We start from the raw sequence: 23,661 nt of genomic DNA on the forward strand, positions 1-23,661 counted from the left end.
CCCGAACTCAGTAGTGAAACGATGCATCGCCGATGGTAGTGTGGGGTTTCCCCATGTGAGAGTAGGTCATCGTCAAGATTAAATTCCGAAACCCCTATCTGCATCTGCAGGTAGGGGTTTTGTCTTTAGAGTAGAAGCATCAAGAATTCGCCGGCACGTCGCAATGTACGGGCCAGCACACAGAATTTCTTGACGACCATAGAGCATTGGAACCACCTGATCCCATCCCGAACTCAGCAGTGAAACGATGCATCGCCGATGGTAGTGTGGGGTTTCCCCATGTGAGAGTAGGTCATCGTCAAGATTCAATTCCAGAACCCCTGTCTGCGTTGCAGACAGGGGTTTTGTCTTTTCAGGGGCTAGGGTAGCGGGTTGTTCCTGCCACCCTCTGCACCGGCCAGGCCGGCCCCTGCACACAATGGGCTGCAGGAGCCGACCTTCAGTCTATGCAGTGCGCCGAGCCCGGCTACTGCGCCGCGCCAGCAACTTGCGCCACCAGATATACACCCCTGTCACCGACAGCACCGCAATCACTACCCCCAGCACCGCGATCATCACCTGGCCTGTAGTGCCGAGGATCCTGCCGCCATGTATGGGTAGTTGCAGCCGGTAGAAGCGTTCCCCCAGGGTGCCCTGGCCAGCGATCTCCTGCCCCAGCAGGCGCCCGTCGGTGCCATGGAAGAACAACCACGACTTGCCCTGGGCATCGGTGTCGTGCTGTCCGAAACCGGCGCCATAGAAGTTGTACTCGAAGCTGTAGTACAACTCGCCGATCGGCGCCGTCAGCCCCAGCCGCTGGCCCTCCTGCTGCGCCAGCTGATGGGCTTGATGCCATGTCAGCTGGGTCTGCCCCAGTTCTTCTCTGGGCAGCCTGCCACGGGCCTCATAGACGCTTGGTTCCACCGGCGAGAACAGCGACACCGCAGGCTTGAACACCTGGCTGGGCAGGTTCATCGCCACACTGCTGACGGCCACCGGCAACAGCAGCAGCCACAGCCACAAGCCCCCAGCCCTGTGGATATCCATGTTCAGTCGATACGCATGCCCGCCCTTGATCTTCCAGGCCGTGCTCCATTTGCGCCAGAACGGACGACCACGGGGCAGGGTCAGCAGCAGGGCGATGAAGCAGTCGAGCACCCACAGGATCGCCACCACGCCCATCAGCCACAGCCCCCAGTTGCCCGGCAGGGTCAGGTTGTAGTGCAGCTCGAGGACGAACGGCATGAAGTTCTCCCGCGAGAAACAGCACTCGCCCCAGTAACGCTGGCCCAGCGTCTGGCCGCTGACCGGGTCGAGGTAGAACACCGTGTTCTTCTCGGCATACGGCTTGTCGGTGGCCGGGTCGTTGCGCGGCACCATCGCCAGCAACGCCGAGTGCCCGGGCTCGTCGGGGTATTCCATGTACCACACCTGCAGGCGCGGGTGTTCGGCCTGCACCTTGTCCACCAGGTTGCCGGGGTCCTGGCGGGGGCCTTGCGCCGGGGCTTCATAGAACGAAGGGTTCAGCCATTCGTCGATCTCGTGGTTGAACGCCAGCACGCTCCCGGTGAGCCCTGCCAGGGCAAGGAACAGCGCGGTGGCCAGGCCGATATAGCGGTGCAGCAATACGTAGAGGTGGCGCATACAAAGGGATTCCAGATCAGGTCGCCAGATGCGACAAAGCCAGCGCCTGGAATCAGGCACTGGCTTTGCGGCTCACGGGGGTGTGGTCAGAACTGATAGCTGACCGTGGCGCTGACATTGCGCTCTTCACCCATGTAGCAGTAGTTCAGGCTCGCGCACGAGGCGATGTAGCTCTCGTTGGTGAGGTTGTTGGCATTGAGCCGCACATCCACGCCCTTGAGCCCGACCTTGCCCAGGTCGTAGCCCACCGACGCATCGAACAGGGTGTACGACGGTACCTTCATGGTGTTTTCCGCATCCACCCAGCTGTAGCCCACGTAACGCACGCCACCGCCTACGCGCACACCGTCCAGCACCCCCTGGCGGAAGTTGTAGTCCGCCCACAGCGAGGCCATGTGCTTTGGCGCCTGGGTTGGCGAGTTGCCCTTGTTGTCGAGTGTGCTGCCAGCCAGGGTGCTCGGCATCGTCTTGCTGTACTCGATGTCGGTGAAGGTGTAGCTGCCCAGCACCTTGAGGTTTTCGCTCAACTGCATGTGCGCTTCCAGCTCCAGGCCTTGGGAGCGTACCTGCCCGACCGGGTAGTAGAAGTCGTCCTGCGGCTGTTTGGTGGCCAGGTTCTCCTGCTCGATGCGGAACACCGAGGCGGTGAACAGGTTGTCGGTGCCCGGCGGCTGGTACTTGATACCGGCCTCCCACTGGGTGCCTTCGGTCGGTGCCAGCGGGTTGCCGGCGGCATCGGCGTAGGAGTTGGGGTTGAACGACTCCGAATAGCTCAGGTAAGGCGCAATACCGTTGTCGAACAGGTACAGCACGCCCGCGCGGCCGGTGAGCTTGGTGCGGTCATCGCTGATCTTGGTGCCCAGTGGGCGGGTAGGCTCGGCGATACGATTCTCATCCGAGGTCTTCACCCAGTCCTGCCGCAGCCCCAGCGAGAAGCGCCACTTGTCCAGCTCGATCAGGTCCTGGGCGTAGATGCCGGTCTGCTGCAGGCGCCGGGTGTAGCTGGTCGGTGCGTAATAGGTGATCTGCGAATTGCCGTACTGCGGGTTGAACGCATCGATCGACGCCAGGCCGCCGCTGTTCCAGTCCACCACGGTCTTGCGTCGCTGGTAGTCCAGGCCCACCAGCGTGGTGTGCTTGGCCGCGCCGGTGAAGTACTCGGCCTGCAGCATGTTGTCGATGATGTAGGAGTGCAGTTTCTCGTCGGCACCGGTGTAGTAGCGGTTCAGCTTGTTGCTGGTGGGCGACTCGTAGCCCCAGGCGTACACCTGGTCCATCTTCACCGTCGAGTCCAGGTAGCGGAAGTTCTGGCGTGCGGTGAACACGTCGTTGAAGCGATGCTCGAACTGGTAGCCGAACGACTGCTGATTGCGCTCGTAGCTGTCGATGCCCGGCTCGCCCTCGAAGAAGTGTTCCGAGATACGCTGGCCGTTGCGTTTGTGCAGCGCGCCATCGGCGGGCACGCCGGCGTGGTAGCCGCCTTCCGGATCGTTCTGCAGGTAGGCCTGCAAGGTCAGCGAGGTGTCCTCGGTGAAGTCGATGCTCAGGGTCGGCGCCAGCGCATAGCGCTTTTCTTCGTTGTGATCGAACTGGGTGTCGGACTGATGCGTCAGGCCGGTCAGGCGGTAGGCGATACGCTTGTCGTCGTCCAGCGGGCCGCTGAAGTCGAAGCCCACCCCACGCTGGCCCTGGGTGCCGACGGTAGCCTGCACCTGGCGGAAGGTCTCGTACAGTGGCTTTTTGGTGGTCAGTGCCACCAGGCCACCTGGCGAACTGCGGCCATACAGCACCGACGACGGACCTTTGAGAATATCCACGCGCTCGAGGAAGTACGGGTCGATCTGCATGGTGCTGAAGGTGCCGCTGTCACCCATCGACTTCAGGCCGTCGATGTAGATGTTGTCCACCGAGCCATCGTTGAAGCCGCGCATGGCCACATAGTCATAGCGGTGGGTCGCGCCATACGGGTTGGTCAGCACGCCCGGGGTGTAGCGCATGGTCTGCGAGACCGTCTGCGCGCCCTGGTCGTCCATCTGCTGGCGGGTTACCACAGACACCGACTGCGAGGTCTCCAGCAGCGCGGTACTGGTCTTGGTCGCGATCTGGCTGTGGGTGGCGTTGTAGCCCTCCATGCTGCCCAGCGCGTTGCCCAGGGCAAAGCCACGCACGTCGGTGGTAGGCAATGCCATTGCGGCGTCCTGCGGGGCCGCATGCAGCACATAACTGGTGCCATCCTGGCTCACCGCCTCCAGCCCCGTGCCATTGAGCAACTGGCGCAGCGCCTGGTCGGTGGCGTAGCTGCCCTGCAGGCCGGGCGATTGCGCGCCCTGGGTCATCTGCGGGGTGCTCGACAGCGTGATGCCGGCCTGGCGTGCGAACTGGTTCAGCACCTCGTCCAGCGAGCCGGCGGGGATGTTGTACTGCTGGCTGGCGCTGCCCGCAGGTTCGGCTATCACTACCATCGGCACGCTGGCCAGGCCCAGCGCGGTACCGAACAGTGCGGCGCGCACCGCCTTGCCCAGGCGTGAATCTAAGAGAGGTTGAAACTCATTACTGTCAGTGAGCCGCGGCTGGGCCAGGGTATCGCGCATGAAGAGCATCCGTAGGGTCGGTAAGGGCAGAAGGGAGTCGCTTACTGTCCTAGCCGGACGTGCCGACAAAACCCGCCAAAAAAATCAGCGCATCACGCCTGGCGTTCCAGGCGTACCCACCAGCGCGTGCGATAGCTGACATGCACCGGCAGGGTCTGCGGCAGCAGGTGCAGCAGCTTGTCGGTGTCTTCCAGGCGGAACACCCCGGACAGGCGCAGGTTGGCGATATCGTCGGAGCAGCTCAGGTAGCCGTGGCGGTAGCGCGCCACCTCGTCGATGAAGTCCCCCAGGCGCATGTTGCGCGTGACGATCAGGCCATCGGCCCAGGCACCGGGGTCCATGTTCTGCTGCGCCACGGGTGTGGCGCCCTGGGCATTCACCAGAAAGGCTTCGCCAGCAGCCACCCATTGCAGCCCGGCGGGGCCGGGGTGATGGATCGCCACCTTGCCCTGGCTGACCGTGACGCGGGTGCAGTCGCGCTCCTGGCGCACCACGAAGCGCCCATCGAAGCCTTCGAGCAGCGCATCGCGGCTCTGCACCAGCAACGGCCGCCCAGCCGGGCCGAGCGGGTGTTCGGCGCAGGTCAGCATCAACTCCCCGTGCTTGAGGCGCACCAGGCGTTGGCGGCTGTCGAAGGCCAGGTCCGCCGCGGTATGGGTATTGAGATTGAGCAGGCTGCCATCGGGCAGGCGGACGCTGCGCCGCTCGCCGGTGGCCGTGGCGAAATCCGAGGTCCACGGGTCGAGCAGGCCAATGTCCTTGCTGACCCAGACCGCTGAGCCAAGCATCACCACGCCGCCCAGCAGCTTCAGGGCCTGGCGCCGGTGCAGCCGCTGCTGGCTGTTCTCCAGGGTCTGCAGGGCGACGACACCGGCGCCCGGCACCGCACGCAGGTTCATTTCCTGCTGCAGGCTGTGCACCCGCTGCCAGGCCAGTTCGTGCTCGTGGCTGGCGCTTCGCCACTGCTCGCACTGGGCCTGCAACTGCGGGCTGGCGCCGTTCTCGCGCACCCGCAGCATCCAGTGAATGGCCTGCTTGACCACGCGCGGGCTAGGGTTCATAGCGCAGCAGGTAGCAGTGATAGAGGGCGTCGGCCACATACCGCTCCACCGAGCGCAGCGAGATACCCATCTGCTCGGCGATCTGCTTGTGGCTCAACCCTTCGCACTGGGCCAGCAGGAACGCGGTGCGCACCTTGGGCCTGAGGCCGTCGAGCAGGCACGCAATGCGTTCCAGCAGCTCCAGCAGCAGCTCGCGGGTTTCCGCTGATGGCACCTCGGCCTCGGGCAGCTGCGCCAGGGCTTCGAGGTAGGCACGCTGCAGCTCTTCGCGGCGCCAGTGATCGATCACCAGGCCCCGTGCGATGGTACGCAGGAATGCGCGTGGTGCATTCAGCTCCAGTTGTTCGCGCCGCTGCAGCAGGCGCACGAAGGTGTCCTGGGCCAGGTCCGCGGCATCGGCCGCATTGCCCAGGCGGCAGCGCAGCCAGGTGTTCAGCCAGCTGTGGTGTTGCTGATAGAGCCTGTGCACAGAGTCGTGGGAGGACATGAAGGCGCGCTGCAACCAAGGTCATAAATGATAATTAGTCTCATTGTTATGGGGCCTTGCGCAATTTGCAACCACTGACCGACCCGGCGGCGCGTTCAGCCCTGCGGCTGGCTGGCCAGGTACTGCCTGATGGCCTGCATGCCCTTGTCCAGGTGCTGGGTCAGAAGCTGTACAGCTTCGTCCACCTGGCCGGCCTGGGCTGCGTCCACCAGCGCGATGTGATCGTCCTGGGTCAGCTTGCCCAGCCCCATCGACGACAGATGAAACCGCAGGAAGCGCGCCTCTTCGCTCAACTCGTTGTCGATCAGGCGCAGCAACTTCTGATTGGGCGCCTTGCGGTACAGGGCCATGTGCAACAGGCGGTTGAGCTGGCCCATCTCGGCGTGCCGGGTCTCGTTCTGCAGTTGCTCGATGTAGCCCCGGGCCAGGGCGATGTCCTCGGCGTCCAGCAGCGGGATCGACTGGCGCAGCGCCTCGCTCTCCAGGATCACCCGTAGCCCGTAGGAGTCCATTGCATCTTCGCTGATCAGCGGGGCCACCACCGCGCCCTTGTGCGCCACCACCTGCAGCAGCGACTGCGCCTCCAGCTGACGCAGGGCCTCGCGCACCGGCATGCGGCTGACCCCGAACAGCGTCGCCAGCTCCTGTTGGCGCAACGCCATGCCGGGTGCCAGGCGCCCGTCGAGGATGGCGCTGCGCAGGCGCTCTTCGATCACGCTGCGCGCCAGGTGAGCAGGCACCTGCTCGTCACCCAGAATGCTCAGGAGTTTGATTTTTTCGGCCACGCTGACTGCCCTGCTAGCAAAGATTGGATCCAATGACCCTAGTGATGACGGTTGCGCCTGTCAAATTCAGGCCGGCGCGGGCCTGCGGGCGTTCGCGGCGGCTATCCTGAATGAAGTCGCAGCGCTTTGGAAGCTTGCCGCCGTGCGCCATTGTCTTTTGCCCGCCCAGCCTGCACCATCGCGATTCCACGATCTGCATGGACCGCCGGCCTTGGCGATACGTTGGGCTTTGCCTCTGACCCCGCGCCGGGCTGGCCTGGCGCTGTTGCTCGGCTGCGTATTGCTGGGCAACCTGCGCGCGGACTGGGACTTTTCCCAGATCAGCCGCAAGGCCCAGGCCCTGTACGGCCCCCTTGGTGCCGGCCAGCAGCGTATCGATGCCTGGCAGCAGTTGCTTGCCACCCAGCGCCAGGGCAGCGAAGCCGAGCGCCTGCAGGTGGTCAACCAGTTCTTCAATCGCCAGTTGCGCTACGTCGAAGACCCCGAACTGTGGCAGCAGGCCGACTACTGGTCCACCCCGATCCAGTCACTGATCAAGGGCGCCGGCGACTGCGAAGACTACGCCATCGCCAAGTATTTCAGCCTGCGCCGCCTGGGTATCCCCAGCGAGAAACTGCGCATTACCTACGTCAAGGCGCTGCGCCAGAATCGCGCGCACATGGTCCTGACCTACTATTCCACTCCAGAGGCGATGCCGCTGGTGCTCGACAGCCTGATCGACACCATCGAGCCGGCCAGCCAGCGCACCGACCTGCTGCCGGTGTATGCCTTCAATGGCGAGGGCCTGTGGCTGACCGGGGCGGGTGGCAATCGCAAGGTCGGCGACAGCAAGCGCCTGTCGCGCTGGCAGGATCTGTTGAAGAAGATGCAGGCCGAGGGGTTTCCCACCGAGCCGGCTTACTGAGGATTGCGGATGTCACTGTTCAAGCAATTGTTGCTCGCCATCTGCCTGTTTCTGGTGGTCGCCTTCAGCGGCAGCTTCATGGTCGGCCTGGAAAGCTCGCGCAGCCAGTACGTCAATCAGCTGCGCGCGCATGCGCAGGACGCCGCCACCGCGCTGGCGCTGTCGCTCACGCCGAACATCGACGACCCGGCAATGGTCGAGCTGATGGTCAGCTCCATCTTCGACAGCGGCTACTACGCCAGCATCCGCGTGATCGACCTGGGCCCCAATGCCCTGCTGGTGGAGCGTCACGCCGAGCCGGACAGCAGCGGTGTGCCGGCCTGGTTCATCCGCCTGATCAACCTGGAGCCGGCCGGCGGCGATGCCATCGTCAGCCGCGGCTGGCAGCAGGCGGCGCGGGTCGAGGTGGTCAGCCACCCGATGTTCGCCCTGGCCAAGCTGTGGCGCAGCGCGCTCGGCAGCCTGGCCTGGCTGCTGGCCTGCGGGGTGGTCAGTGCACTGCTGGGGGCGCTGCTGCTGCGCCGTCAGCTGCGACCGCTGGACTACCGGGTGGCGCAGTCCCAGGCCATTGCGCGTCGCGAGTTCCTCAGTGCGCCGCGCCTGCCGCGCACCCCGGAGCTGCGCCGGGTGGTGCAGGCCATGAACCAGATGGTCGAGAAACTCAAGGCGCTGTTTCTCGAGGAGGCCCAGCGCAGTGAAGCCCTGCGCGCCGAGGCCTGGCAGGACAGCCTGACCGGCCTGGGCAACCGGCGCTTCTTCGAGATGCAGCTGTCTGCCCGGCTCAGCGCCCAGGACGAAAGCCCCGGCTACCTGATGCTGGTGCACGTGCAGGACCTGGCCGGGCTCAACCTGCGCCTGGGCGGCCAGCGCACCGATGCCCTGCTGCAGGCTCTTGCGCAGCAGGTGCAGCGGGTGTGCGCGCACTATCCCAAAACCCTCGACCTGATCGCCCGTAGCCGTGGCGGCGAGTTCGCCGTGCTGGCACCGGGGCTGGTGCATGACGAGGCCGTGCACCTGGCCCAGGAACTGGAGCAGACCCTGCACAGCCTGTACGACACCGGCGCTTCCGACCGTAACCCGGTGGCCTGGATCGGCCTGGCCCCCTACAGCCCGGGCGACGCCCCGCAGGCCCTGCTCGAGCGCTGCGACGAAGCCCTGGCCCAGGCGCAGAGCCAGCAGCTGCCGACGTGGGTCTGCCTGCCCGCGCACGCCCCGGCGCTGCTGGACCACGACTGGCATGCCCTGCTGCAGCACGCCCTCGACCAGCGCCGCTTCGAGCTGTTCTTCCAGCCGGTGGTGGCGACGCACGAGCTGGGCCGCGTATTGCAGTACAAGGTGCTGTCGCGCCTGCCCGACGGGCATGGGCAAACCCTCCCCGCCGGGCGCTTCCTGCCCTGGCTCGAGCGTTTCGGCTGGTCGATCCGGCATGACCTGCTGATGCTCGAACAGGTGCTGGCCCACCTGCAGCGCCATGACCAGGCGCTGGCGCTGAACCTGTCGGCGGCCACTCTGGCCGACCCCCAGGCGTTGCAGGCGGTGTACGGGCTGCTGGGGCGTCATGCGGCGCTGGGCCCGCGCCTGACCCTGGAGATCGGCGAAGAGCAGTTGCCCGACCAGGCCGCGCTCGAGCAGCTGGCACGGCAACTGGGCGCGCTGGGCTTCAAGCTGAGCCTGCAGCACTTTGGCGGGCGCTTCAGCATGATCGGCAACCTGGCGCCCCTGGGCCTGGCGTACCTCAAGGTCGACGGCAGCTTCATCCGCGCCATCGATCAGGAGCCGCCCAAGCGCCTGTTCATCGAGGCGATCCAGCGAGCAGCGCACAGCATCGACCTGCCATTGATTGCCGAGCGGGTGGAAACCGAAGGTGAACTGGAGGTGCTGCGCGAAATGGGGATTTTCGGGGTGCAGGGGCGCTTGATCGGCGAGCCCCGGCCCTGGGCGCCGTAGTGGCTTCTTCGCCGGCCACGCCGGCGCCTGCAGGCGGCGGTGAACCCCGCAGGCGCCGGCCTGGCGGGCGAAGCTGCTAGATCAACGGCCGCTCCTCATCGATCAGCTTGTTCAAACCCCCCATGGTCTGGCGCGCGCTCGAACGGCTGAGCAGCTTGGCCTGTGCGCTCGCCGGCAGGTCGGTGATGCTGATCACGCCCTTGCTGGTCAGTACCTCGATCAAGTCCTCCAGCACCCGGATCATGTCCAGGTCGCTCTGCTGCAGCTTCTTGGCAAACCAGGCCTGGGCCTCCGGCGAATCGTTGGGCAGCGCTTCGTTCTCCTCGGCAAAGGGCGTCGACTCCAACCGCACGATCTGCCCACGGGTGTCGCGTTGCACATAGAACATGGCCTTTCCCCCTGATGACATCTGCTTGATGGCCTCAGCAGCATAGGCCACGCGAGGCGGACAACCCTCTCTATGCTTATTCTCTAAAGGTATTTAAATTATTTTTCTTATGCATTTATATTTATTTCCACGCGCAGTTACCGACCCGACACGTGGGAGTGAAAAGATATGTCAGCGGCCCCTGGCGCCTTGTCGTACACCGACAGCGCCCAACCCCAAGCCTTCGATATTCGTCCGTTTGCCGGTGCCGTGGGCGCCGAGATCATCGGCCTGGACCTGAGCCGTCCGGTCAACGCTGGCGATTTTGCGCGCATCCACCGCGCGCACCTGGACCACCACGTGGTGGTGTTCCGCGACCAGCGCATCACCCCCCAGCAGCAGATCGACTTCAGCCGCCGCTTCGGCGTGTTGCAGATCCACGTGCTCAAGCAGTTCCTGCTCGGCGGCCACCCCGAGATCCTGATCGTCTCCAACATCATCGAGAACGGCCAGAACATCGGCCTGGGCGATGCCGGCAAGTTCTGGCACTCGGACCTCTCCTACAAGGAACTGCCCAGCCTGGGCTCGATGCTGCATGCCCAGGAGCTGCCCAGCGAGGGCGGCGATACCCTGTTCGCCGACATGCACAAGGCATGGGACCAGTTGCCCGCCCACCTGCGTGCCGCCGTCGAAGGCCGCAGCGCCGCGCACTCCTACACCGCGCGCTACAGCGAAACCAAATTCGAAGGCAACTGGCGCCCCACGCTCACCGCCGAACAACTGGCCCAGGTGCAGGAAGTGATCCACCCGGTGGTGCGTACCCACCCGGAAAACGGGCGCAAGGCGCTGTTCGTCAGCGAGGGCTTCACCACCCGCATCGTCGGCCTGCCCGAGGACGAAAGCCGCCATATCCTGGCCGAGCTGTACGCCCACAGCGTGCTCGAACACAACATCTACCGCCACCAGTGGCAACCCCACGACCTGGTGTTCTGGGACAACCGCTCGCTGATCCACCTGGCCGCCGGCTGCCCCGCGCACCTGCGTCGCAAGCTGTACCGCACCACCATCCAGGGCGACGCCCCGTTCTGACCCGTCTTCAGGAGTACCGCATGCGCAACTCAATCAGCCGCCTGGCGGCCAGCATCGGCCTGGGCGTCAGCCTGCTCGCCGGCAGCCTCGTCGCCCCCGCCACGGCCCAGGCCGAAGGTGAAATCCGCATCGCCGAACAGTTCGGCATCGTCTACCTGCTGCTCAACGTGGTGCGCGACCAGCACCTGATCGAGAAGCACGGCAAGGCCCAGGGCATCGACATCAAGGTCGACTGGACCCAGCTCTCGGGCGGCGCCGCGATCAACGACGCGCTGCTGTCCGGCTCGGTGGACATCGCCGGTGCCGGCGTCGGCCCGCTGCTGACCATCTGGGACCGCACCTACGGCCGCCAGAACGTCAAGGCCGTGGCCTCGCTGGGCAACTTCCCGTACTACCTGGTCAGCAGCAACCCCAACGTCAAGACCATCGCCGACTTCACCGAAAAGGACCGCATCGCCCTGCCGGCGGTTGGCGTCTCGGTGCAGTCGCGCTTCCTGCAGTACGCCGCCGCCCAGCAGTGGGGCGACAAGGACTACGCGCGCCTGGACAAGTACACCCTGGCGGTCCCGCACCCCGACGCCACCGCCGCGCTGCTGGCCGGCGGCACCGAGCTCAATGCGCACTTCTCCAACCCGCCGTTCCAGGACCAGGCGCTGGCCAACAAGAATGTGCACGTGGTGCTCGACACCTACGACCTGCTCGGCCCCAACTCGCCCACCGTGCTGTTCGCCACCGAAAAATTCCGCAACGACAACCCCAAAACCTACCAGGCCTTCGTCGACGCCCTGGCCGAGGCGGCCGACTTCGCCCAGCACGACAAGGGCGCGGCGGCCGATACCTACATTCGCGTGACCAAGGCCAAGATCGACCGCGAGGCGCTGCTCAAGATCATCGACAACCCGCAATACGAATTCAGCGTCACGCCGAAGAACACCTACAAGCTGGCCGACTTCATGTACCGCATCGGCGCGATCAAGCACAAACCCGAATCGTGGAAGGACTACTTCTTCCAGGACGCCAAGCCACTGCAGGGGAGCTGAGCGCATGACCGCCCGCTTGCCAGGCCACACGGCCAGCAACCTGAGCCCCGTGAGCGCACCGGCGCTGCTGCAGGTGGACAACCTCAGCCTCGAGTACCGCACCGCCCAGCGCGTGGTGCGGGCCACCCACCAGGTCAGCTTCGAAGTGGACAAGGCCGACCGTTTCGTCCTGCTCGGCCCCTCAGGTTGCGGCAAGTCGACCTTGCTCAAGGCCGTGGCCGGCTTCATCGAGCCCCGTGAGGGCGCGATCCGCCTGCAGGGCCAGCCGGTGCACGGGCCGGGCCCGGACCGCATCGTGGTGTTCCAGGAGTTCGACCAGCTGCCGCCGTGGAAAACCGTCAGGCAGAACGTGATGTTCCCGCTGCTGGCCTCCGGCACGCTCAAGCGCGCCGAGGCCGAACAGCGCGCCCTGCATTACCTGGACAAGGTCGGCCTGGCGGCATTTGCCGATGCGTACCCGCACACCCTCTCCGGCGGCATGAAGGCGCGCGTGGCCATCGCCCGGGCGCTGGCCATGCAGCCCAAGATCCTGCTCATGGACGAACCCTTTGCCGCCCTCGACGCGTTGACCCGGCGCAAGATGCAGGAAGAACTGCTGCTGTTGTGGGAGGAGGTGCGCTTCACTCTGCTGTTCGTCACCCACTCCATCGAGGAGGCGCTGGTGGTGGGCAACCGCATCCTGCTGTTGTCGCCGCACCCGGGGCGCGTGCGCGCCGAGATCCACAGTCACCAGTACGACCTGCACAGCCTGGGCGCTGCCGACTTCCAGGCCAGCGCGCGGCGCATCCATCGTCTGCTGTTCGACGATGATGCCGCCGCCGAGCAGGACGCCGCCCTGGATTTCACCGACATCCGCATCGCCTACTGACCGGGAGCCCCACCGATGACCACCTCTGCACCGGCTCCGCGTCAGGAGTACGAAGTCACCCTTGAACCCCTGCTCAGCGTACCGCTGGAACGCGAGCTGCCCCTGGGCCAGCGCCTGTGGCAACAGGGCTGGCTGCGCAAGAGCCTGATCCTGATCCTGCTGGCGCTGGCCTGGGAAGCCGTGGCGCGCTATCAGGGCAACGACCTGTTGCTGCCCAGCTTCCTGCAAACCGCCGCGGCGCTGTACGACGGCCTGCTCAGCGGCGAACTGCCGGCCAAGGTCGGGGTGTCGCTGGTGGTGCTGCTCAAGGGCTACCTGCTGGGCATCGTGCTGGCCTTCGGGCTCACCAGCCTGGCCGTGTCGACCCAGATCGGCCGCGACCTGCTCAGCAGCCTGACCTCGATGTTCAACCCGCTGCCGGCCATTGCCCTGCTGCCGCTGGCGCTGCTGTGGTTCGGCCTGGGCGACAACAGCCTGATCTTCGTGCTGGTGCACTCGGTGCTGTGGGCGCTGGCGCTCAACACCTATGCCGGCTTCATGGGTGTGTCCGAAACCCTGCGCATGGCCGGGCGCAACTACGGGCTGCGCGGCTTGCGTCTGGTGGTGCACATCCTGATTCCGGCGGCGCTGCCGTCGATCCTGTCGGGGCTCAAGATCGGCTGGGCGTTCGCCTGGCGCACCCTGATCGCCGCCGAACTGGTGTTCGGTGCCACCAGCGGCAAGGGCGGGCTGGGCTGGTACATCTTCCAGAACCGCAACGAGCTGTACACCGACAAGGTGTTCGCCGGCCTGGCCGTGGTGATCCTCATCGGCCTGCTGGTCGAGAGCCTGGTGTTCAATACCCTCGAGCGCGTCACAGTACGGCGCTGGGGCATGCAGCGCTGAGCGCATCGGGGCGACAAAAGTGCGTGTCCTTGTCTAGGCTTGCCTCACAGGGTGGCATGGGCCACCCACCGGTCAGTCAGGGATGAACCGTTGTCTGCTGCCAGCACCATCTACCCACTGCTCGCGCGGCTGTTGCCCAGGGCGATCGCCCCCGATCCGGGCGGGCAGACCCAGCGCCACACGGCCGGCATCGGCATGCCGGCCCAGCGTGCGGTGCTCGGCAGGGGCTTCTGCCTGGTCAACCGCCTGGACGAAGCCGTCGACCTGCAGGCGGTGTATGCCGACCTGCGCCAGCAGGCGCTGGATGGCAGCGTGGTGGCGCTCAACGACCTCGGCTGGGTATGGCTCAACGGCAAGTACTGGCGTGCCGAACCGGCCCTGGCCGGGCGCCTGCTGCGCATGGCGGCGCTGCAGGGCAGTGCGGTGGCCTGGTACAACCTGGGCCAGCAGCACTATTTCGGCAAGGGCGTGACCATCGCCTACGCCAGCGCCGCCGAGTGCTACCGGCAGGCCTTCGAGCGCGGCCTGGACGAAGCCGCCGCGGCGCTGGGCGACCTCTACGAAGAAGAGATCTGCGATACCCACCTGCAAACCTGGCAGGTCGATCCGCAGCGCGCCTACGACTGGTTCATGCAGGGCGCCCAGCGCGGCGATGGGCGCTGCCGGTTCGAGATCGGCTACCGCCTCCTGCATGGCCAGCAGGTGCGGGCCGATGCCAGGCTCGCCGTGTACTGGCTGGAGCTGGCGGCCGCAGCGGGGGTGATGCCGGCGGCCGAGGAACTGGCCATGCATTTCAGTGTGGCCGGCAACCCCATGCGCTATCTGTTCTGGCGTGACCGGGCGATCAGCCTGGGCAGCCCGCGGGCGCTGACCCTGAAACACGAAGACCAGTACCGGCGCTGACCTCGGCCGACGGATGCCGCATTGCCGCTATTGACGCCCGGGGCGTTGATCGAAGAACATTGATAGTTAGCAAACTATGAATCTCGACACCTTGCCCATGAATCTTGATGCACTGCAACTGAACATCAGCAGCGGCATGGTCGCGGCCAGCCGTCACTGGCGGCGCATCTGCCAGGCCACGCTGGTCGGCTACGGCATCTCCGAAGCCTGCGCGGTACCACTGCTGATGATCGTGCGCCTGGGCGATGGCGTGCACCAGGTGGCGGTAGCCCAGGCCGCAGGGCTTGAAAGCCCGTCGCTGGTACGCCTGCTCGACCAGCTGTGCAGCGCCGGTTTCGTATGCCGCAGCGAAGCCCCCGGTGACCGCCGCGCCAAGGCCCTTAGCCTGACCCCGCGCGGGCGCGAGCTGGCCGAGGCGATCGAGGCCGAGCTGGTGCGCCTGCGCCGCCAGGTGCTGCACGACATCCCGCCCGCCGACCTCGAAGCGGCGCTGCGTGTGGTGCGCGCCTTCGAAGACGCCGCGCAGCGCTCGCCGGGCGTGCCTTCATGAAGGACTTCTTCAGCTCCATGCCGCCGGCGCGGGACTGGTTCTACGGCGTGCGCACCTTCGCCGCGTCGATGATCGCCCTGTACATCGCCCTGCTCATGCAACTGCCGCGCCCCTACTGGGCGATGGCCACGGTCTACATCGTCTCCAGCCCGTTCGTCGGGCCCACCAGTTCCAAGGCCCTGTACCGCGCCCTGGGTACACTGCTGGGCGCGGCGGGGGCGGTGTTCCTGGTACCGCTGCTGGTACAGACCCCGGTGCTGCTCACCTGCGCCATCGCCCTGTGGACCGGCACCCTGCTGTTTCTCTCGCTGCACCTGCGCACCGCCAACAGCTACGCGCTGATGCTGGCCGGCTACACCCTGCCGATGATCGCCCTGCCGGTGGTGGACAACCCGCTGGCGGTGTTCGACATCGCCTCCTCGCGGGCCCAGGAAATCTGCCTGGGCATCGTCTGCGCGGCGGTGGTCGGGGCGATCTTCTGGCCGCGCCGGCTCACCCCGGTGGTGGTCGGCGCCACCGGCAACTGGTTCGCCGAGGCGATCCGCTACTGCGACACCTTTCTTGCCCGCCAGGCCACGCCCGAAACCGTGGGCGGGCTGCGCGCCTCGATGGTCACCACCTTCAACTCGCTGGAGATGATGATCGGCCAGCTGTCCCACGAGGGCGCGCGGCCGCAGACGGTCAAGAATGCCCGCGAGCTGCGCGGGCGCATGATCCACCTGTTCCCGGTGATCGACGCCCTCGACGACGCGCTGCTGGCCCTCGAAGGCCGCGCCCCGGCCCAGGCGGCGCAAGTGCAAGGCTTGCTGGAGCAGGCCCGCAGCTGGTTGCAGGCCAGCGCCGAAGACGCCTCGGTGGCGCGCTGGACGGCGCTGCGCGAGCAGCTCGAACGCCTGCAACCGAGTGTCGCCGCCCTCGACGAGCGCCCCGGCCTGCTGCTGTCCAATGCCCTCTACCGGCTGGGCGAATGGATCGACCTGTGGCAGGACTGCTGCAGCCTGCAGCACGCCATCCGCGACGAAGACCTGTCGCCCTGGCGCGCGGTGTACCGGCACTGGCGCCTGGGCCGCCTGACGCCGTTCTTCGACCGTGGGCTGATGCTCTACTCGGTGTTCTCCACCTTCACCGCGATCCTCGCCGCCACCGCGCTGTGGATACTGCTCGGCTGGCCCGACGGCGCCAGCGCCGTGATCCTCGCGGCGGTGGCGTGCAGTTTCTTCGCGGCCATGGACGATCCCGCGCCGCAGATCTACCGGTTCTTCTTCTGGACCACCCTGTCGGTGGTGTTCGCCAGCCTCTACCTGTTCCTGGTGCTGCCCAACCTGCATGACTTCCCGATGCTGGTACTGGCGTTCGCCGTGCCGTTCATCTGCGTCGGCACCCTCACGGTGCAGCCGCGCTTCTACCTGGGCACCTTGCTCACCATCGTCAACACCGCCTCGTTCATCAGCATCCAGGGCGCCTACGACGCGGACTTCCTGACCTTTGCCAACGCCAACCTGGCCGGCCCGGTGGGGCTGCTGTTCGCCTTCGTCTGGACCCTGGTGGTGCGCCCGTTCGGCGTGGAGCTGGCGGCCAAGCGCCTGACCCGCTTCAGCTGGCACGACATCGTCGGCATGACCCGCCCGGCCAGCCTGGCCGAACACCGGCGCCTCGGCGTGCAGATGCTTGACCGCCTGATGCAGCACCTGCCGCGCCTGACCCAGACCGGCCAGGACACCAACAGCGCGCTGCGCGACCTGCGCGTGGGGCTCAACCTGCTCGACCTGCTGGCCTACATGCCACGGGCCACGCCGCCGGCACAGGCGGCGCTGGCGCAGGTGATCGCTGAGGTGGGTGCGCACTTTCAGGCGTGCCTCAAGGCCCGCCGCCGCCTGCATGCGCCGGCCGACCTGCTGCGCAGCATGGAGCGTGCGCGGCATGCCCTGAACCTTGAGGCCATGGCCGACTGCGGGGAAACCCGCGTGCACCTGCTGCATGCCCTGAGCGGCCTGCGCCTGGCGCTGCTGCCGGGGGTGGAGGTGGTGCTGGAACCGTCCGACGATCAACCGCAACTGCCCTACGGCATCGATGGAGCCCCCCTGTGATCGGTGAACTGGATATCAGCGGGGTATTTCTGCCCACGCTGCTGGTGATGATGGTGTTCACCTATGTGCTGTTCCTGGGGGTGCACGCGGTACTCACGCGCCTGCACTTCTACCGCCTGGTCTGGCACCGGGCGCTGTTCAACGTTGCTCTCTACGCCGTGCTGCTGGGCACGGTCGACCACTTTTGCCGAAGCCTGATGCTGCCATGAAAAAACCCTTACTGACCCTGGGCCGCGTGGTCCTGACCCTGCTGGTGGTATCGCTGGCAACCGTGCTGGTGTGGCAGATGGTGCTGTACTACATGTTCGCCCCCTGGACCCGCGACGGCCACATCCGCGCCGACGTGATCCAGATCGCCCCCGATGTGTCCGGGCTGATCCAGCAGGTGTCGGTACGCGACAACCAGGTGGTCAAGCGCGGCGACGTGCTGTTCAGCATCGACCAGGACCGCTTCCACCTGGCCCTGCGCCAGGCCCAGGCGACCCTGGCCGAACGCCGTGAAACCCTGGCCCAGGCGCAGCGCGAGGCGCGCCGCAACCGTGGCCTGGGCAACCTGGTGGCGCAGGAGCAGCTCGAAGAAAGCCAGTCGCGCCAGGCCCGCGCGCAATCGGCCCTGGCCGAGGCGCAGGTGGCGGTGGACGCGGCGCAGCTGAACCTCGACCGTTCGGTGGTACGCAGCCCGGTCGACGGCTACCTCAACGACCGCGCCCCGCGCGCCCACGAGTTCGTCAGCGCCGGGCGCCCGGTGCTGTCGGTGGTCGACAGCAACTCCTACCACGTCGATGGCTATTTCGAAGAGACCAAGCTGGGCGGCATCCATATCGGCCAGGCCGTGGATATCCGCGTGATGGGCGACGACGCGCGCCTGCGCGGTCGCGTGCAGAGCATCGCCGCAGGCATCGAGGACCGTGACCGCAGCAGTGGCGCCAACCTGCTGCCCAACGTCAACCCGGCCTTCAGCTGGGTGCGCCTGGCGCAGCGCATACCGGTGCGCATCGCATTCGACGAGGTGCCGGAAAACTTTCGCATGATCGCCGGGCGTACTGCCACGGTGTCGATCATCGAGGATGCCGCCCGATGAAACGCTTTGCGCTGCTGGGCGCAGGGTTGCTGCTGTCGGCCTGCCAGATGGTCGGGCCCGACTACAGCGTGCCCAAGGAGGCGGCGGTCAATCGCGGCGACCTGCAGGGCGCGCTGCGCAGCGACGCCGACAGCGTGGTCTCGGCGCCGGTGCCCGCCAACTGGTGGCACCTCTACCAGGACCCGCGCCTCGACGCGCTGGTCAACCAGGCGCTGGCCGCCAACACCGAACTGCGCGTGGCCGCGGCGAACATCGCGCGGGCGCGGGCACAGGTCGAGGAGGCCGAGGCCCAGGGCGGGTTCAATGGCGGGGTCAAGCTGGGTGCGCAGCGCCTGCAGGAGTCCGGCGAAGCCTTTCTGCAACCCGACAAGGTGCCGGTGGCCAACATCGGCGAGGCGATCCTCAGCGCCTCGTACCAGTTCGACCTGTGGGGCACGCTCAAGCGCGGCGTCGAGGCCGCTCAGGCCCACGCCGACGCCACCCAGGCTGCCGCCGACACCGCCCGCATCACCCTGGTGGCGGATGTGGTGCGGGCCTACACCCAGGTGTGCGCGGCCAACGAGGAATACCACATCGCACGGGCCTCGCTGGACCTGCAGGAGCAGAGCGTGACCCTCACCCAGCGCCTGCGCGATGCCGGGCGCGGTGACGAAACCCAGGTGACGCGCACCGAGACCCAGTTCAAGTCGCTGCGCGCCGAACTGCCGCGTTACCAGGCCATGCGCGAGGCGGGCCTGTACACCTTGTCGATGCTGCTGGCCAAGCCGGTCGAGCAACTGCCGGCGGGTACCGCGCACTGCGCCGAGCTGCCGCACATCGCGCAACGTGTTCCGGTGGGCGATGGCGCCGCGCTGCTCAAGCGCCGCCCCGACATCCGCCAGGCCGAACGCAGCCTGGCGGCGGCCACTGCCGGCATCGGCGTGGCCACCGGGCAGCTGTACCCGGACATCAGCATCGGCGCGCAGGTGGGCACCATCGGCATCCTCGAGAACCTGGGCAAGCCGGCGACCAACCGCTGGGGCTTTGGTCCGCTGCTGACCTGGACCGTGCCCACCAATGGTTCGCGGGCACGCATTCGCCAGGCCGAGGCCTCGACCCAGGCGGCGCTGGCGCATTTCGACGGGGTGGTGCTCAACGCCATCCGCGAGACCCAGACCAGCCTGGCGCAGTACAGCGCGCTGCTTGACCGGCGCGACGCGCTGGCCGAGGCCGAGCGCTCGGCGCAACTGGCGGCCGACCAGACCCACCGGTTCTTCAAGGCCGGGCGTGAATCGTTCCTGGCCGACCTGCAGGCCACGCGCACCTACACCGACATGCGTGCGCAGCTGGCGGCGGCCAATACCCAGGTCGCGATGGGGCAGATCGGCTTGTTCCTGGCGCTGGGCGGCGGCTGGTAGCAACCGCTATCTTGCAGGGCCATTCTGGCCCGCTCCCACATGGGCAGCGGTGATCCTTGTGGGAGCGGGCTTGACCCGCGATTGGGCCGCAAAGCGGCCCCCACCCACCCTCGAGCGACGCCATCGGCATCGGAACGTCTGCATGTACCGCAACTGCAGCGACTAAACTCCAGCGGTCGGGACCGGCGGTGAAATTAAACGCCAACCCGACTGACCTCGAACGACCTGTGCGCTGTCTACCCCATTCAACCCGGCCTGACGCCCAGAAGGAGTGACCCATGGAAGCACCTACCCACAGCTTTAGCGCCCTGTTCAAGCAGCTTGGCCTGCCCGATGATCCCAAAGGCATCGACCAGTTCATCACCAGCCACTCGCCGCTCAAGGGCGACATCAAGCTGGTGGATGCGCCGTTCTGGACGCCGGCACAGCGCGAATTCCTCAAGGAGGCGATTATGGAGGATGCCGACTGGGCCGTTCAGTTCGACCAGCTCAACGAGGCGCTGCGCAATCCCCGCAAATAAGCGCTGAGCGGCACCTGTACCTGCAGTTGGCGTTGCTATGCTCAGAAAAACAATAAGGGGATGGCGCCAATGAAAGATCCCTACGCACCCGGCTTCTGGGCGGCCGTGACCGCCCTGGGCCTGCTGAGCACCGGCTACTTCTACGGCGTTCGCCAGCTCTACCAGCTGGTGGAGGCCATGCACTTCATGTACGCGGCCGCCGCCGTGATTGCGGCGCTGGCCCTCACGGCCCTGGCCTGGAGCAGCTGGCAGCAGCTCAAGGTGCGCAAGCGCCAGCTCGAGCAGGGCCGCACCCTGGTGGCCATCTGGAACACCAAGGTTGCCCTGCGCCGGGTCGAAACCGTATTCGACCGCTACTTCTGGGGCAGCTACTGGCAGCCGGGGCGCACTTTTCAGGAAGTGATGGGCGAGCTTGAAGGCACCCCGCTCGAACAGAGCCTCGAAGCCCTCAAACGCCAGTGCCAGCAGCTCGACCAGCAGACCCGCGGGCGCCACCGCTACTGGCTGAACAACGCCCGCGAACTTTCCAGCGTGGCCACGGCCATGGCCCGCGAACGCTACCAGCTCGACCTGTGCGACTCGCAGCAGAGTGCCGGGCGCGGCAGCGCCGTGCTCAACCGCGACCTCGAAGTGCTGGTGTACACCTGGTCGGCGCGCCTGCGCAGCTTCGACCACCAGCTCGACGAGCTGGAGGGCGAATACCGCTGAGGTTCATTCGCCGCGGATGTACTGCTCCAGCTGCAGGATCAGGTTGGCCTGTTCGGCAATCGCCGCCTTGACCAGGTCGCCAATCGACAGCAGACCGATCAGCTGGCCGTTCTCCACCACCGGCAGATGGCGCAGGTGGCTGTTGGTCATCAGGTTCATGCACACCTCCACGCTCTGGTGCGGGTCTACCGTGACCACCGGTGCGCTCATGATGTCGCGTACCGGCGTGCCCACCGACGAACGTCCCTTGAGCACCATCTTGCGGGCGTAGTCACGCTCGCTGATGATCCCGACCACCTGGCCGTCATCGACCACCGGCAAGGCGCCGACGTTCTTCTCGCCCATCACCATCAGTGCCTCGAGCACCGTCTGGTGCGACCTGATGGTGTGTACCGCATGGTGTTTTTCTTCTTTGGTATTGAGCAGCTCTTTCACGGTTTTCATGTGCAGCCTCGGCGGTGGATAAGCGGCGATGCCTATCCCCTAAGAATCGTGCACGGATGCCCACTCGGCAAGGTTGAAAACGCCATGGGGCCGATTGAAAAACGTCATGCTCCGTCGAAACCGCGCATCAGCATCAACGCCACGCCTGTCAGCAGCACCGCCGTGGCCCGTTGCAGCAGGCGCCGACGCGCCGGCTGCTGCAGCACATGACGGATGCGCTGGCCGAAATAGCAGTACAGGCAGCCGCTGGCAAACTGCAGCAGCAGGAAGGTCAGGCCGAGCACGGCGATGTCGCGGGTGTGGCTGGCAAACTGCGGGAACACCGCGCTGAACATCAGGATGCTCTTGGGGTTGGACAGCCCGGTCAGCAGGCCCCTTGCGAACAGCGCCCGGAAACCCTCCAGCGCCGGCCCGCCGCTATCGCCCAGCGCCAGCCCGGTACTGGTCCACTGCCGCCAGGCCAGGTACAGCACATACGCGACCCCCAGGGCCTGGATCAGCTGGCGCACCAGCGGGTAGCCCTGGATCAGCGCCGAAAAGCCCAGTGCAAACACCAGAATCGACAGCAGGTAGGCCACGCTGGCGCCCAGTTGCGCCGGCAGCGACTGGCGCAGGCCGGCCTTGAGGCCCAGGCTCAGCAACAGCAGGGTCATCGGCCCTGGGCTGAAGGTCATGCTGGCGCAGAACACCACGAAGTAACCGAAAGAGGAGGGCGTCAGGCCGAGGCTCATGGGGCAGTGCTCACAGTGCAAAGGCCGCAGTCTAGAGCGCGGGCCACGCTGCGGGCAGGCCAAGCAGCGGGCAATCGCGCCCGACTTTACTGGTAGGATTACCGGTAAACCTGTGGAGACCTGCATGCTGCCCGTCATCGAGTTCTGCCCCGGAACACCCAAGGTCCAGCAGATCGCCGAAGCCTGGGCGCGTGCCATCGAGGCCGGCGAGCTGCCGGCGGGCAGTCGCCTGCCGCCGGTGCGCGAACTGACCGCGCAACTGGGCGTGAGCAAGTTCACCGTGATCGAAGCGCTGGACCGCCTGCGTGCCCGCAACCTGATCACCTCCAGCCAGGGCCGCGGGCACTTTGTTGCCAGCCGTCACGCGCCGAGGGTGCCGGGGGGCGACACGGACTGGCTGCCGCAGGACCTGGCCAGCGTGCTGCGCCGCTCGCTGCTGGCCGATGACAACAGCCTGCGCCCCGGCAGCGGGCACCTGCCGCCCGACTGGCTGGAGCCCGGCAACCTGCGCCAGGCATTGCGCACCGTGGCCCGCTCCACGCGCCTGCGCATTGGCGGCTACGGTACGCCGGCCGGTTACCTGGCGCTGCGCCAGACCCTGCAGACGCGCTTGCTCGGCCAGGGCATCGCCGCGCCGCTGGAGCAGATCGTCACCACCAGCAACACCGTGCAGGCGCTGGACATGCTGCTGCGGGTGATGCTGCGCCCGGGCGATTGCGTGGTGCTCGACAGCCCGTGCTATTTCAACTTCCACGCCAACCTGGCCCTGCACGGCGCGCGCATCGTCACCGTGCAGCGCACCGCCGAGGGCCTCGACCTGGCGCGTTTCGAACAGCTGCTGGCGCAGCACCGGCCCAGGCTGTACCTGACCACCAGCGTGCTGCACAACCCCACCGGGCACTCGTTCACTGCGGGCCAGGCGTTCGCGCTGTTGCAGCTGGCGCGCCAGTACGACTGCCATGTCATCGAGGATGACCTCTACGCCGACCTGCACCCGCAGGCGCCGGCCCGCCTGGCGGCGCTGGCGGGCCTGGAGCAGGTGACGTACCTGTCCGGGTTCTCCAAGACCCTCAGCGCCAACGCCCGGGTCAGCTATGTGGTGGCCGCGCCGCAACTGGCCGCCAGCCTCACCCACATGAAGCTGATGAGCGGCGGCATTACCTCCGAACTGCTGGAGCAGGTGGTCGACCAGCTGCTCACCGATGGCAGTTACGACAAGCACCGCAAGCGCCTGCAACTGCGCCTGCAGGAGGCGGCCGGGCGCGTCGAGCAGCGTCTGCGGGCGCTGGGCTGCGAGCCGCTGCAGGGTTATGCCGGCGGTCTGTTTATCTGGGTGCGGCTGCCCCTCGGTTGCGACGCCCAGGCCCTGGCCCGTGCAGGCCTGGCGCGGGATGTGCTGTTGGGGCCGGGCAGCCTGTTCGGCCCCGAGCCCGGCCTGTTGCAGTGCATGCGCTTCAACGTCGCCTGCAGCGACGACCCGCAGCTATGGTCGGAGCTGGCGGTACTATTGGACAGTTTTGCCGACCCGGCATCTGCGTTATAACGAACCCCCAAAAACGTCGGCACAGTGTGTAGCCGGCGGCCACCTTCAA

The 23,661-nt window shown here is 66.5% G+C and carries 23 protein-coding genes and 2 rRNA genes; 17 read left to right on the forward strand and 8 right to left on the reverse strand.

Annotated features, from left to right (window positions below; all coding sequences use genetic code 11):
* Together rrf (MF6396_RS29625) and rrf (MF6396_RS24055) are read left to right on the forward strand one after the other, a co-directional pair.
* Positions 1 to 78: ribosomal RNA gene (gene rrf, locus MF6396_RS29625) — 5S ribosomal RNA — on the forward strand; the annotation flags it as partial.
* 110 nt (positions 79 to 188) lie between these two features.
* Positions 189 to 304: ribosomal RNA gene (gene rrf, locus MF6396_RS24055) — 5S ribosomal RNA — on the forward strand.
* A 140-nt stretch (positions 305 to 444) separates the two neighbouring features.
* On the opposite strand, the gene MF6396_RS24060 is transcribed toward rrf (MF6396_RS24055), so the two are convergent.
* From MF6396_RS24060 to MF6396_RS24080, 5 genes are all read right to left on the reverse strand, one after another.
* On the reverse strand, positions 445 to 1,623 hold the full coding sequence (locus tag MF6396_RS24060; protein ID WP_043861335.1) for a PepSY-associated TM helix domain-containing protein: 1,179 nt from the start codon (positions 1,621 to 1,623) through the stop codon (positions 445 to 447).
* An 86-nt stretch (positions 1,624 to 1,709) separates the two neighbouring features.
* Positions 1,710 to 4,214 (reverse strand): TonB-dependent siderophore receptor, encoded by a 2,505-nt coding sequence (locus MF6396_RS24065; protein ID WP_078481724.1) that lies wholly within the window; start codon positions 4,212 to 4,214, stop codon positions 1,710 to 1,712.
* A 92-nt stretch (positions 4,215 to 4,306) separates the two neighbouring features.
* Positions 4,307 to 5,275 (reverse strand): FecR domain-containing protein, encoded by a 969-nt coding sequence (locus tag MF6396_RS24070; protein WP_078481725.1) that lies wholly within the window; start codon positions 5,273 to 5,275, stop codon positions 4,307 to 4,309.
* Positions 5,265 to 5,762, reverse strand: coding sequence for a sigma-70 family RNA polymerase sigma factor (locus MF6396_RS24075; RefSeq protein ID WP_054915945.1), 498 nt, complete (start codon positions 5,760 to 5,762; stop codon positions 5,265 to 5,267). The genes MF6396_RS24070 and MF6396_RS24075 overlap by 11 nt, the downstream gene beginning before the upstream one ends.
* Positions 5,763 to 5,857: 95 nt before the next feature.
* Positions 5,858 to 6,547: a GntR family transcriptional regulator gene (locus MF6396_RS24080; RefSeq protein ID WP_043861332.1), complete on the reverse strand. Its 690-nt coding sequence runs from the start codon at positions 6,545 to 6,547 to the stop codon at positions 5,858 to 5,860.
* Between the two features lie 211 nt (positions 6,548 to 6,758).
* On the opposite strand from MF6396_RS24080, the gene lapG reads away from it, so the two are divergent.
* Both lapG and lapD read left to right on the forward strand, forming a co-directional pair.
* Entirely contained in the window at positions 6,759 to 7,451 is a 693-nt protein-coding gene (lapG, locus tag MF6396_RS24085; RefSeq protein WP_043861331.1) for a cysteine protease LapG, read from the forward strand.
* Positions 7,452 to 7,460: 9 nt separating this feature from the next.
* Positions 7,461 to 9,398, forward strand: a complete 1,938-nt coding sequence (gene lapD / locus MF6396_RS24090) for a cyclic di-GMP receptor LapD (protein WP_078481726.1) — start codon at positions 7,461 to 7,463, stop codon at positions 9,396 to 9,398.
* A 76-nt stretch (positions 9,399 to 9,474) separates the two neighbouring features.
* Here lapD and MF6396_RS24095 read toward each other — a convergent pair whose 3' ends face one another.
* Positions 9,475 to 9,786 (reverse strand): hypothetical protein, encoded by a 312-nt coding sequence (locus MF6396_RS24095; RefSeq protein WP_043861329.1) that lies wholly within the window; start codon positions 9,784 to 9,786, stop codon positions 9,475 to 9,477.
* 168 nt (positions 9,787 to 9,954) lie between these two features.
* Between MF6396_RS24095 and MF6396_RS24100 the strand changes: the two genes are divergently transcribed.
* From MF6396_RS24100 to MF6396_RS24155, 12 genes are all read left to right on the forward strand, one after another.
* Positions 9,955 to 10,854, forward strand: a complete 900-nt coding sequence (locus MF6396_RS24100; RefSeq protein ID WP_078481727.1) for a TauD/TfdA dioxygenase family protein — start codon at positions 9,955 to 9,957, stop codon at positions 10,852 to 10,854.
* Between the two features lie 20 nt (positions 10,855 to 10,874).
* The gene (locus tag MF6396_RS24105) at positions 10,875 to 11,894 is read left to right on the forward strand and encodes an ABC transporter substrate-binding protein (RefSeq protein ID WP_078481728.1); all 1,020 of its coding nucleotides are present in this window, start codon (positions 10,875 to 10,877) and stop codon (positions 11,892 to 11,894) included.
* Positions 11,895 to 11,898: 4 nt separating this feature from the next.
* Positions 11,899 to 12,762, forward strand: a complete 864-nt coding sequence (locus MF6396_RS24110) for an ABC transporter ATP-binding protein (RefSeq protein ID WP_043861326.1) — start codon at positions 11,899 to 11,901, stop codon at positions 12,760 to 12,762.
* Between the two features lie 15 nt (positions 12,763 to 12,777).
* Positions 12,778 to 13,647 (forward strand): ABC transporter permease, encoded by an 870-nt coding sequence (locus MF6396_RS24115; RefSeq protein ID WP_054915880.1) that lies wholly within the window; start codon positions 12,778 to 12,780, stop codon positions 13,645 to 13,647.
* 90 nt (positions 13,648 to 13,737) lie between these two features.
* Entirely contained in the window at positions 13,738 to 14,550 is an 813-nt protein-coding gene (locus MF6396_RS24120; protein ID WP_043861324.1) for a tetratricopeptide repeat protein, read from the forward strand.
* Positions 14,551 to 14,647: 97 nt separating this feature from the next.
* Positions 14,648 to 15,100 carry a MarR family winged helix-turn-helix transcriptional regulator gene (locus MF6396_RS24125; RefSeq protein ID WP_043861339.1) on the forward strand — a complete coding sequence of 151 codons (453 nt, stop codon included), beginning with the start codon at positions 14,648 to 14,650 and terminating at the stop codon, positions 15,098 to 15,100.
* Entirely contained in the window at positions 15,097 to 17,187 is a 2,091-nt protein-coding gene (locus MF6396_RS24130; RefSeq protein ID WP_078481729.1) for an FUSC family protein, read from the forward strand. Before MF6396_RS24125 ends, MF6396_RS24130 begins: the two co-directional genes overlap by 4 nt.
* The gene (locus MF6396_RS24135) at positions 17,184 to 17,396 is read left to right on the forward strand and encodes a DUF1656 domain-containing protein (RefSeq protein WP_043861322.1); all 213 of its coding nucleotides are present in this window, start codon (positions 17,184 to 17,186) and stop codon (positions 17,394 to 17,396) included. The genes MF6396_RS24130 and MF6396_RS24135 overlap by 4 nt, the downstream gene beginning before the upstream one ends.
* Complete coding sequence (locus MF6396_RS24140; protein ID WP_054915882.1) at positions 17,393 to 18,268, forward strand: efflux RND transporter periplasmic adaptor subunit; 876 nt, start codon at positions 17,393 to 17,395, stop codon at positions 18,266 to 18,268. Before MF6396_RS24135 ends, MF6396_RS24140 begins: the two co-directional genes overlap by 4 nt.
* Positions 18,265 to 19,665 carry an efflux transporter outer membrane subunit gene (locus MF6396_RS24145; protein WP_043861320.1) on the forward strand — a complete coding sequence of 467 codons (1,401 nt, stop codon included), beginning with the start codon at positions 18,265 to 18,267 and terminating at the stop codon, positions 19,663 to 19,665. The genes MF6396_RS24140 and MF6396_RS24145 overlap by 4 nt, the downstream gene beginning before the upstream one ends.
* A 278-nt stretch (positions 19,666 to 19,943) precedes the next feature.
* Complete coding sequence (locus MF6396_RS24150) at positions 19,944 to 20,186, forward strand: DUF2789 domain-containing protein (protein ID WP_078481730.1); 243 nt, start codon at positions 19,944 to 19,946, stop codon at positions 20,184 to 20,186.
* A 69-nt stretch (positions 20,187 to 20,255) separates the two neighbouring features.
* The gene (locus MF6396_RS24155) at positions 20,256 to 20,894 is read left to right on the forward strand and encodes a hypothetical protein (protein ID WP_054915884.1); all 639 of its coding nucleotides are present in this window, start codon (positions 20,256 to 20,258) and stop codon (positions 20,892 to 20,894) included.
* Between the two features lie 3 nt (positions 20,895 to 20,897).
* Here the strand turns inward: MF6396_RS24155 and MF6396_RS24160 are convergent, their stop codons facing one another.
* Positions 20,898 to 21,338 carry a CBS domain-containing protein gene (locus MF6396_RS24160; RefSeq protein WP_043861317.1) on the reverse strand — a complete coding sequence of 147 codons (441 nt, stop codon included), beginning with the start codon at positions 21,336 to 21,338 and terminating at the stop codon, positions 20,898 to 20,900.
* Between the two features lie 104 nt (positions 21,339 to 21,442).
* Complete coding sequence (locus tag MF6396_RS24165) at positions 21,443 to 22,069, reverse strand: LysE family translocator (RefSeq protein ID WP_043861316.1); 627 nt, start codon at positions 22,067 to 22,069, stop codon at positions 21,443 to 21,445.
* 124 nt (positions 22,070 to 22,193) lie between these two features.
* Here MF6396_RS24165 and MF6396_RS24170 point away from each other — a divergent pair, with 124 nt between their 5' ends.
* Positions 22,194 to 23,612: an aminotransferase-like domain-containing protein gene (locus MF6396_RS24170; protein ID WP_078481731.1), complete on the forward strand. Its 1,419-nt coding sequence runs from the start codon at positions 22,194 to 22,196 to the stop codon at positions 23,610 to 23,612.
* Positions 23,613 to 23,661: the final 49 nt, after the last annotated feature.

Source organism: Pseudomonas sp. MF6396 (assembly GCF_002018915.1).
Taxonomy (GTDB): Bacteria; Pseudomonadota; Gammaproteobacteria; order Pseudomonadales; family Pseudomonadaceae; genus Aquipseudomonas; species Aquipseudomonas palmensis.

What these genes read in the sequence shown, in the direction of transcription:
- MF6396_RS24060 (WP_043861335.1), bottom strand. Translation starts at nt 1,623, where the DNA reads ATGCGCCACCTCTACGTATTGCTGCACCGCTATATCGGCCTGGCCACC.
- MF6396_RS24065 (WP_078481724.1), bottom strand. Translation starts at nt 4,214, where the DNA reads ATGCGCGATACCCTGGCCCAGCCGCGGCTCACTGACAGTAATGAGTTT.
- MF6396_RS24070 (WP_078481725.1), bottom strand. Translation starts at nt 5,275, where the DNA reads ATGAACCCTAGCCCGCGCGTGGTCAAGCAGGCCATTCACTGGATGCTG.
- MF6396_RS24075 (WP_054915945.1), bottom strand. Translation starts at nt 5,762, where the DNA reads ATGTCCTCCCACGACTCTGTGCACAGGCTCTATCAGCAACACCACAGC.
- lapD (WP_078481726.1), top strand. Translation starts at nt 7,461, where the DNA reads ATGTCACTGTTCAAGCAATTGTTGCTCGCCATCTGCCTGTTTCTGGTG.
- MF6396_RS24095 (WP_043861329.1), bottom strand. Translation starts at nt 9,786, where the DNA reads ATGTTCTATGTGCAACGCGACACCCGTGGGCAGATCGTGCGGTTGGAG.
- MF6396_RS24100 (WP_078481727.1), top strand. Translation starts at nt 9,955, where the DNA reads ATGTCAGCGGCCCCTGGCGCCTTGTCGTACACCGACAGCGCCCAACCC.
- MF6396_RS24105 (WP_078481728.1), top strand. Translation starts at nt 10,875, where the DNA reads ATGCGCAACTCAATCAGCCGCCTGGCGGCCAGCATCGGCCTGGGCGTC.
- MF6396_RS24110 (WP_043861326.1), top strand. Translation starts at nt 11,899, where the DNA reads ATGACCGCCCGCTTGCCAGGCCACACGGCCAGCAACCTGAGCCCCGTG.
- MF6396_RS24115 (WP_054915880.1), top strand. Translation starts at nt 12,778, where the DNA reads ATGACCACCTCTGCACCGGCTCCGCGTCAGGAGTACGAAGTCACCCTT.
- MF6396_RS24125 (WP_043861339.1), top strand. Translation starts at nt 14,648, where the DNA reads ATGAATCTTGATGCACTGCAACTGAACATCAGCAGCGGCATGGTCGCG.
- MF6396_RS24130 (WP_078481729.1), top strand. Translation starts at nt 15,097, where the DNA reads ATGAAGGACTTCTTCAGCTCCATGCCGCCGGCGCGGGACTGGTTCTAC.
- MF6396_RS24140 (WP_054915882.1), top strand. Translation starts at nt 17,393, where the DNA reads ATGAAAAAACCCTTACTGACCCTGGGCCGCGTGGTCCTGACCCTGCTG.
- MF6396_RS24145 (WP_043861320.1), top strand. Translation starts at nt 18,265, where the DNA reads ATGAAACGCTTTGCGCTGCTGGGCGCAGGGTTGCTGCTGTCGGCCTGC.
- MF6396_RS24150 (WP_078481730.1), top strand. Translation starts at nt 19,944, where the DNA reads ATGGAAGCACCTACCCACAGCTTTAGCGCCCTGTTCAAGCAGCTTGGC.
- MF6396_RS24155 (WP_054915884.1), top strand. Translation starts at nt 20,256, where the DNA reads ATGAAAGATCCCTACGCACCCGGCTTCTGGGCGGCCGTGACCGCCCTG.
- MF6396_RS24160 (WP_043861317.1), bottom strand. Translation starts at nt 21,338, where the DNA reads ATGAAAACCGTGAAAGAGCTGCTCAATACCAAAGAAGAAAAACACCAT.
- MF6396_RS24165 (WP_043861316.1), bottom strand. Translation starts at nt 22,069, where the DNA reads ATGAGCCTCGGCCTGACGCCCTCCTCTTTCGGTTACTTCGTGGTGTTC.
- MF6396_RS24170 (WP_078481731.1), top strand. Translation starts at nt 22,194, where the DNA reads ATGCTGCCCGTCATCGAGTTCTGCCCCGGAACACCCAAGGTCCAGCAG.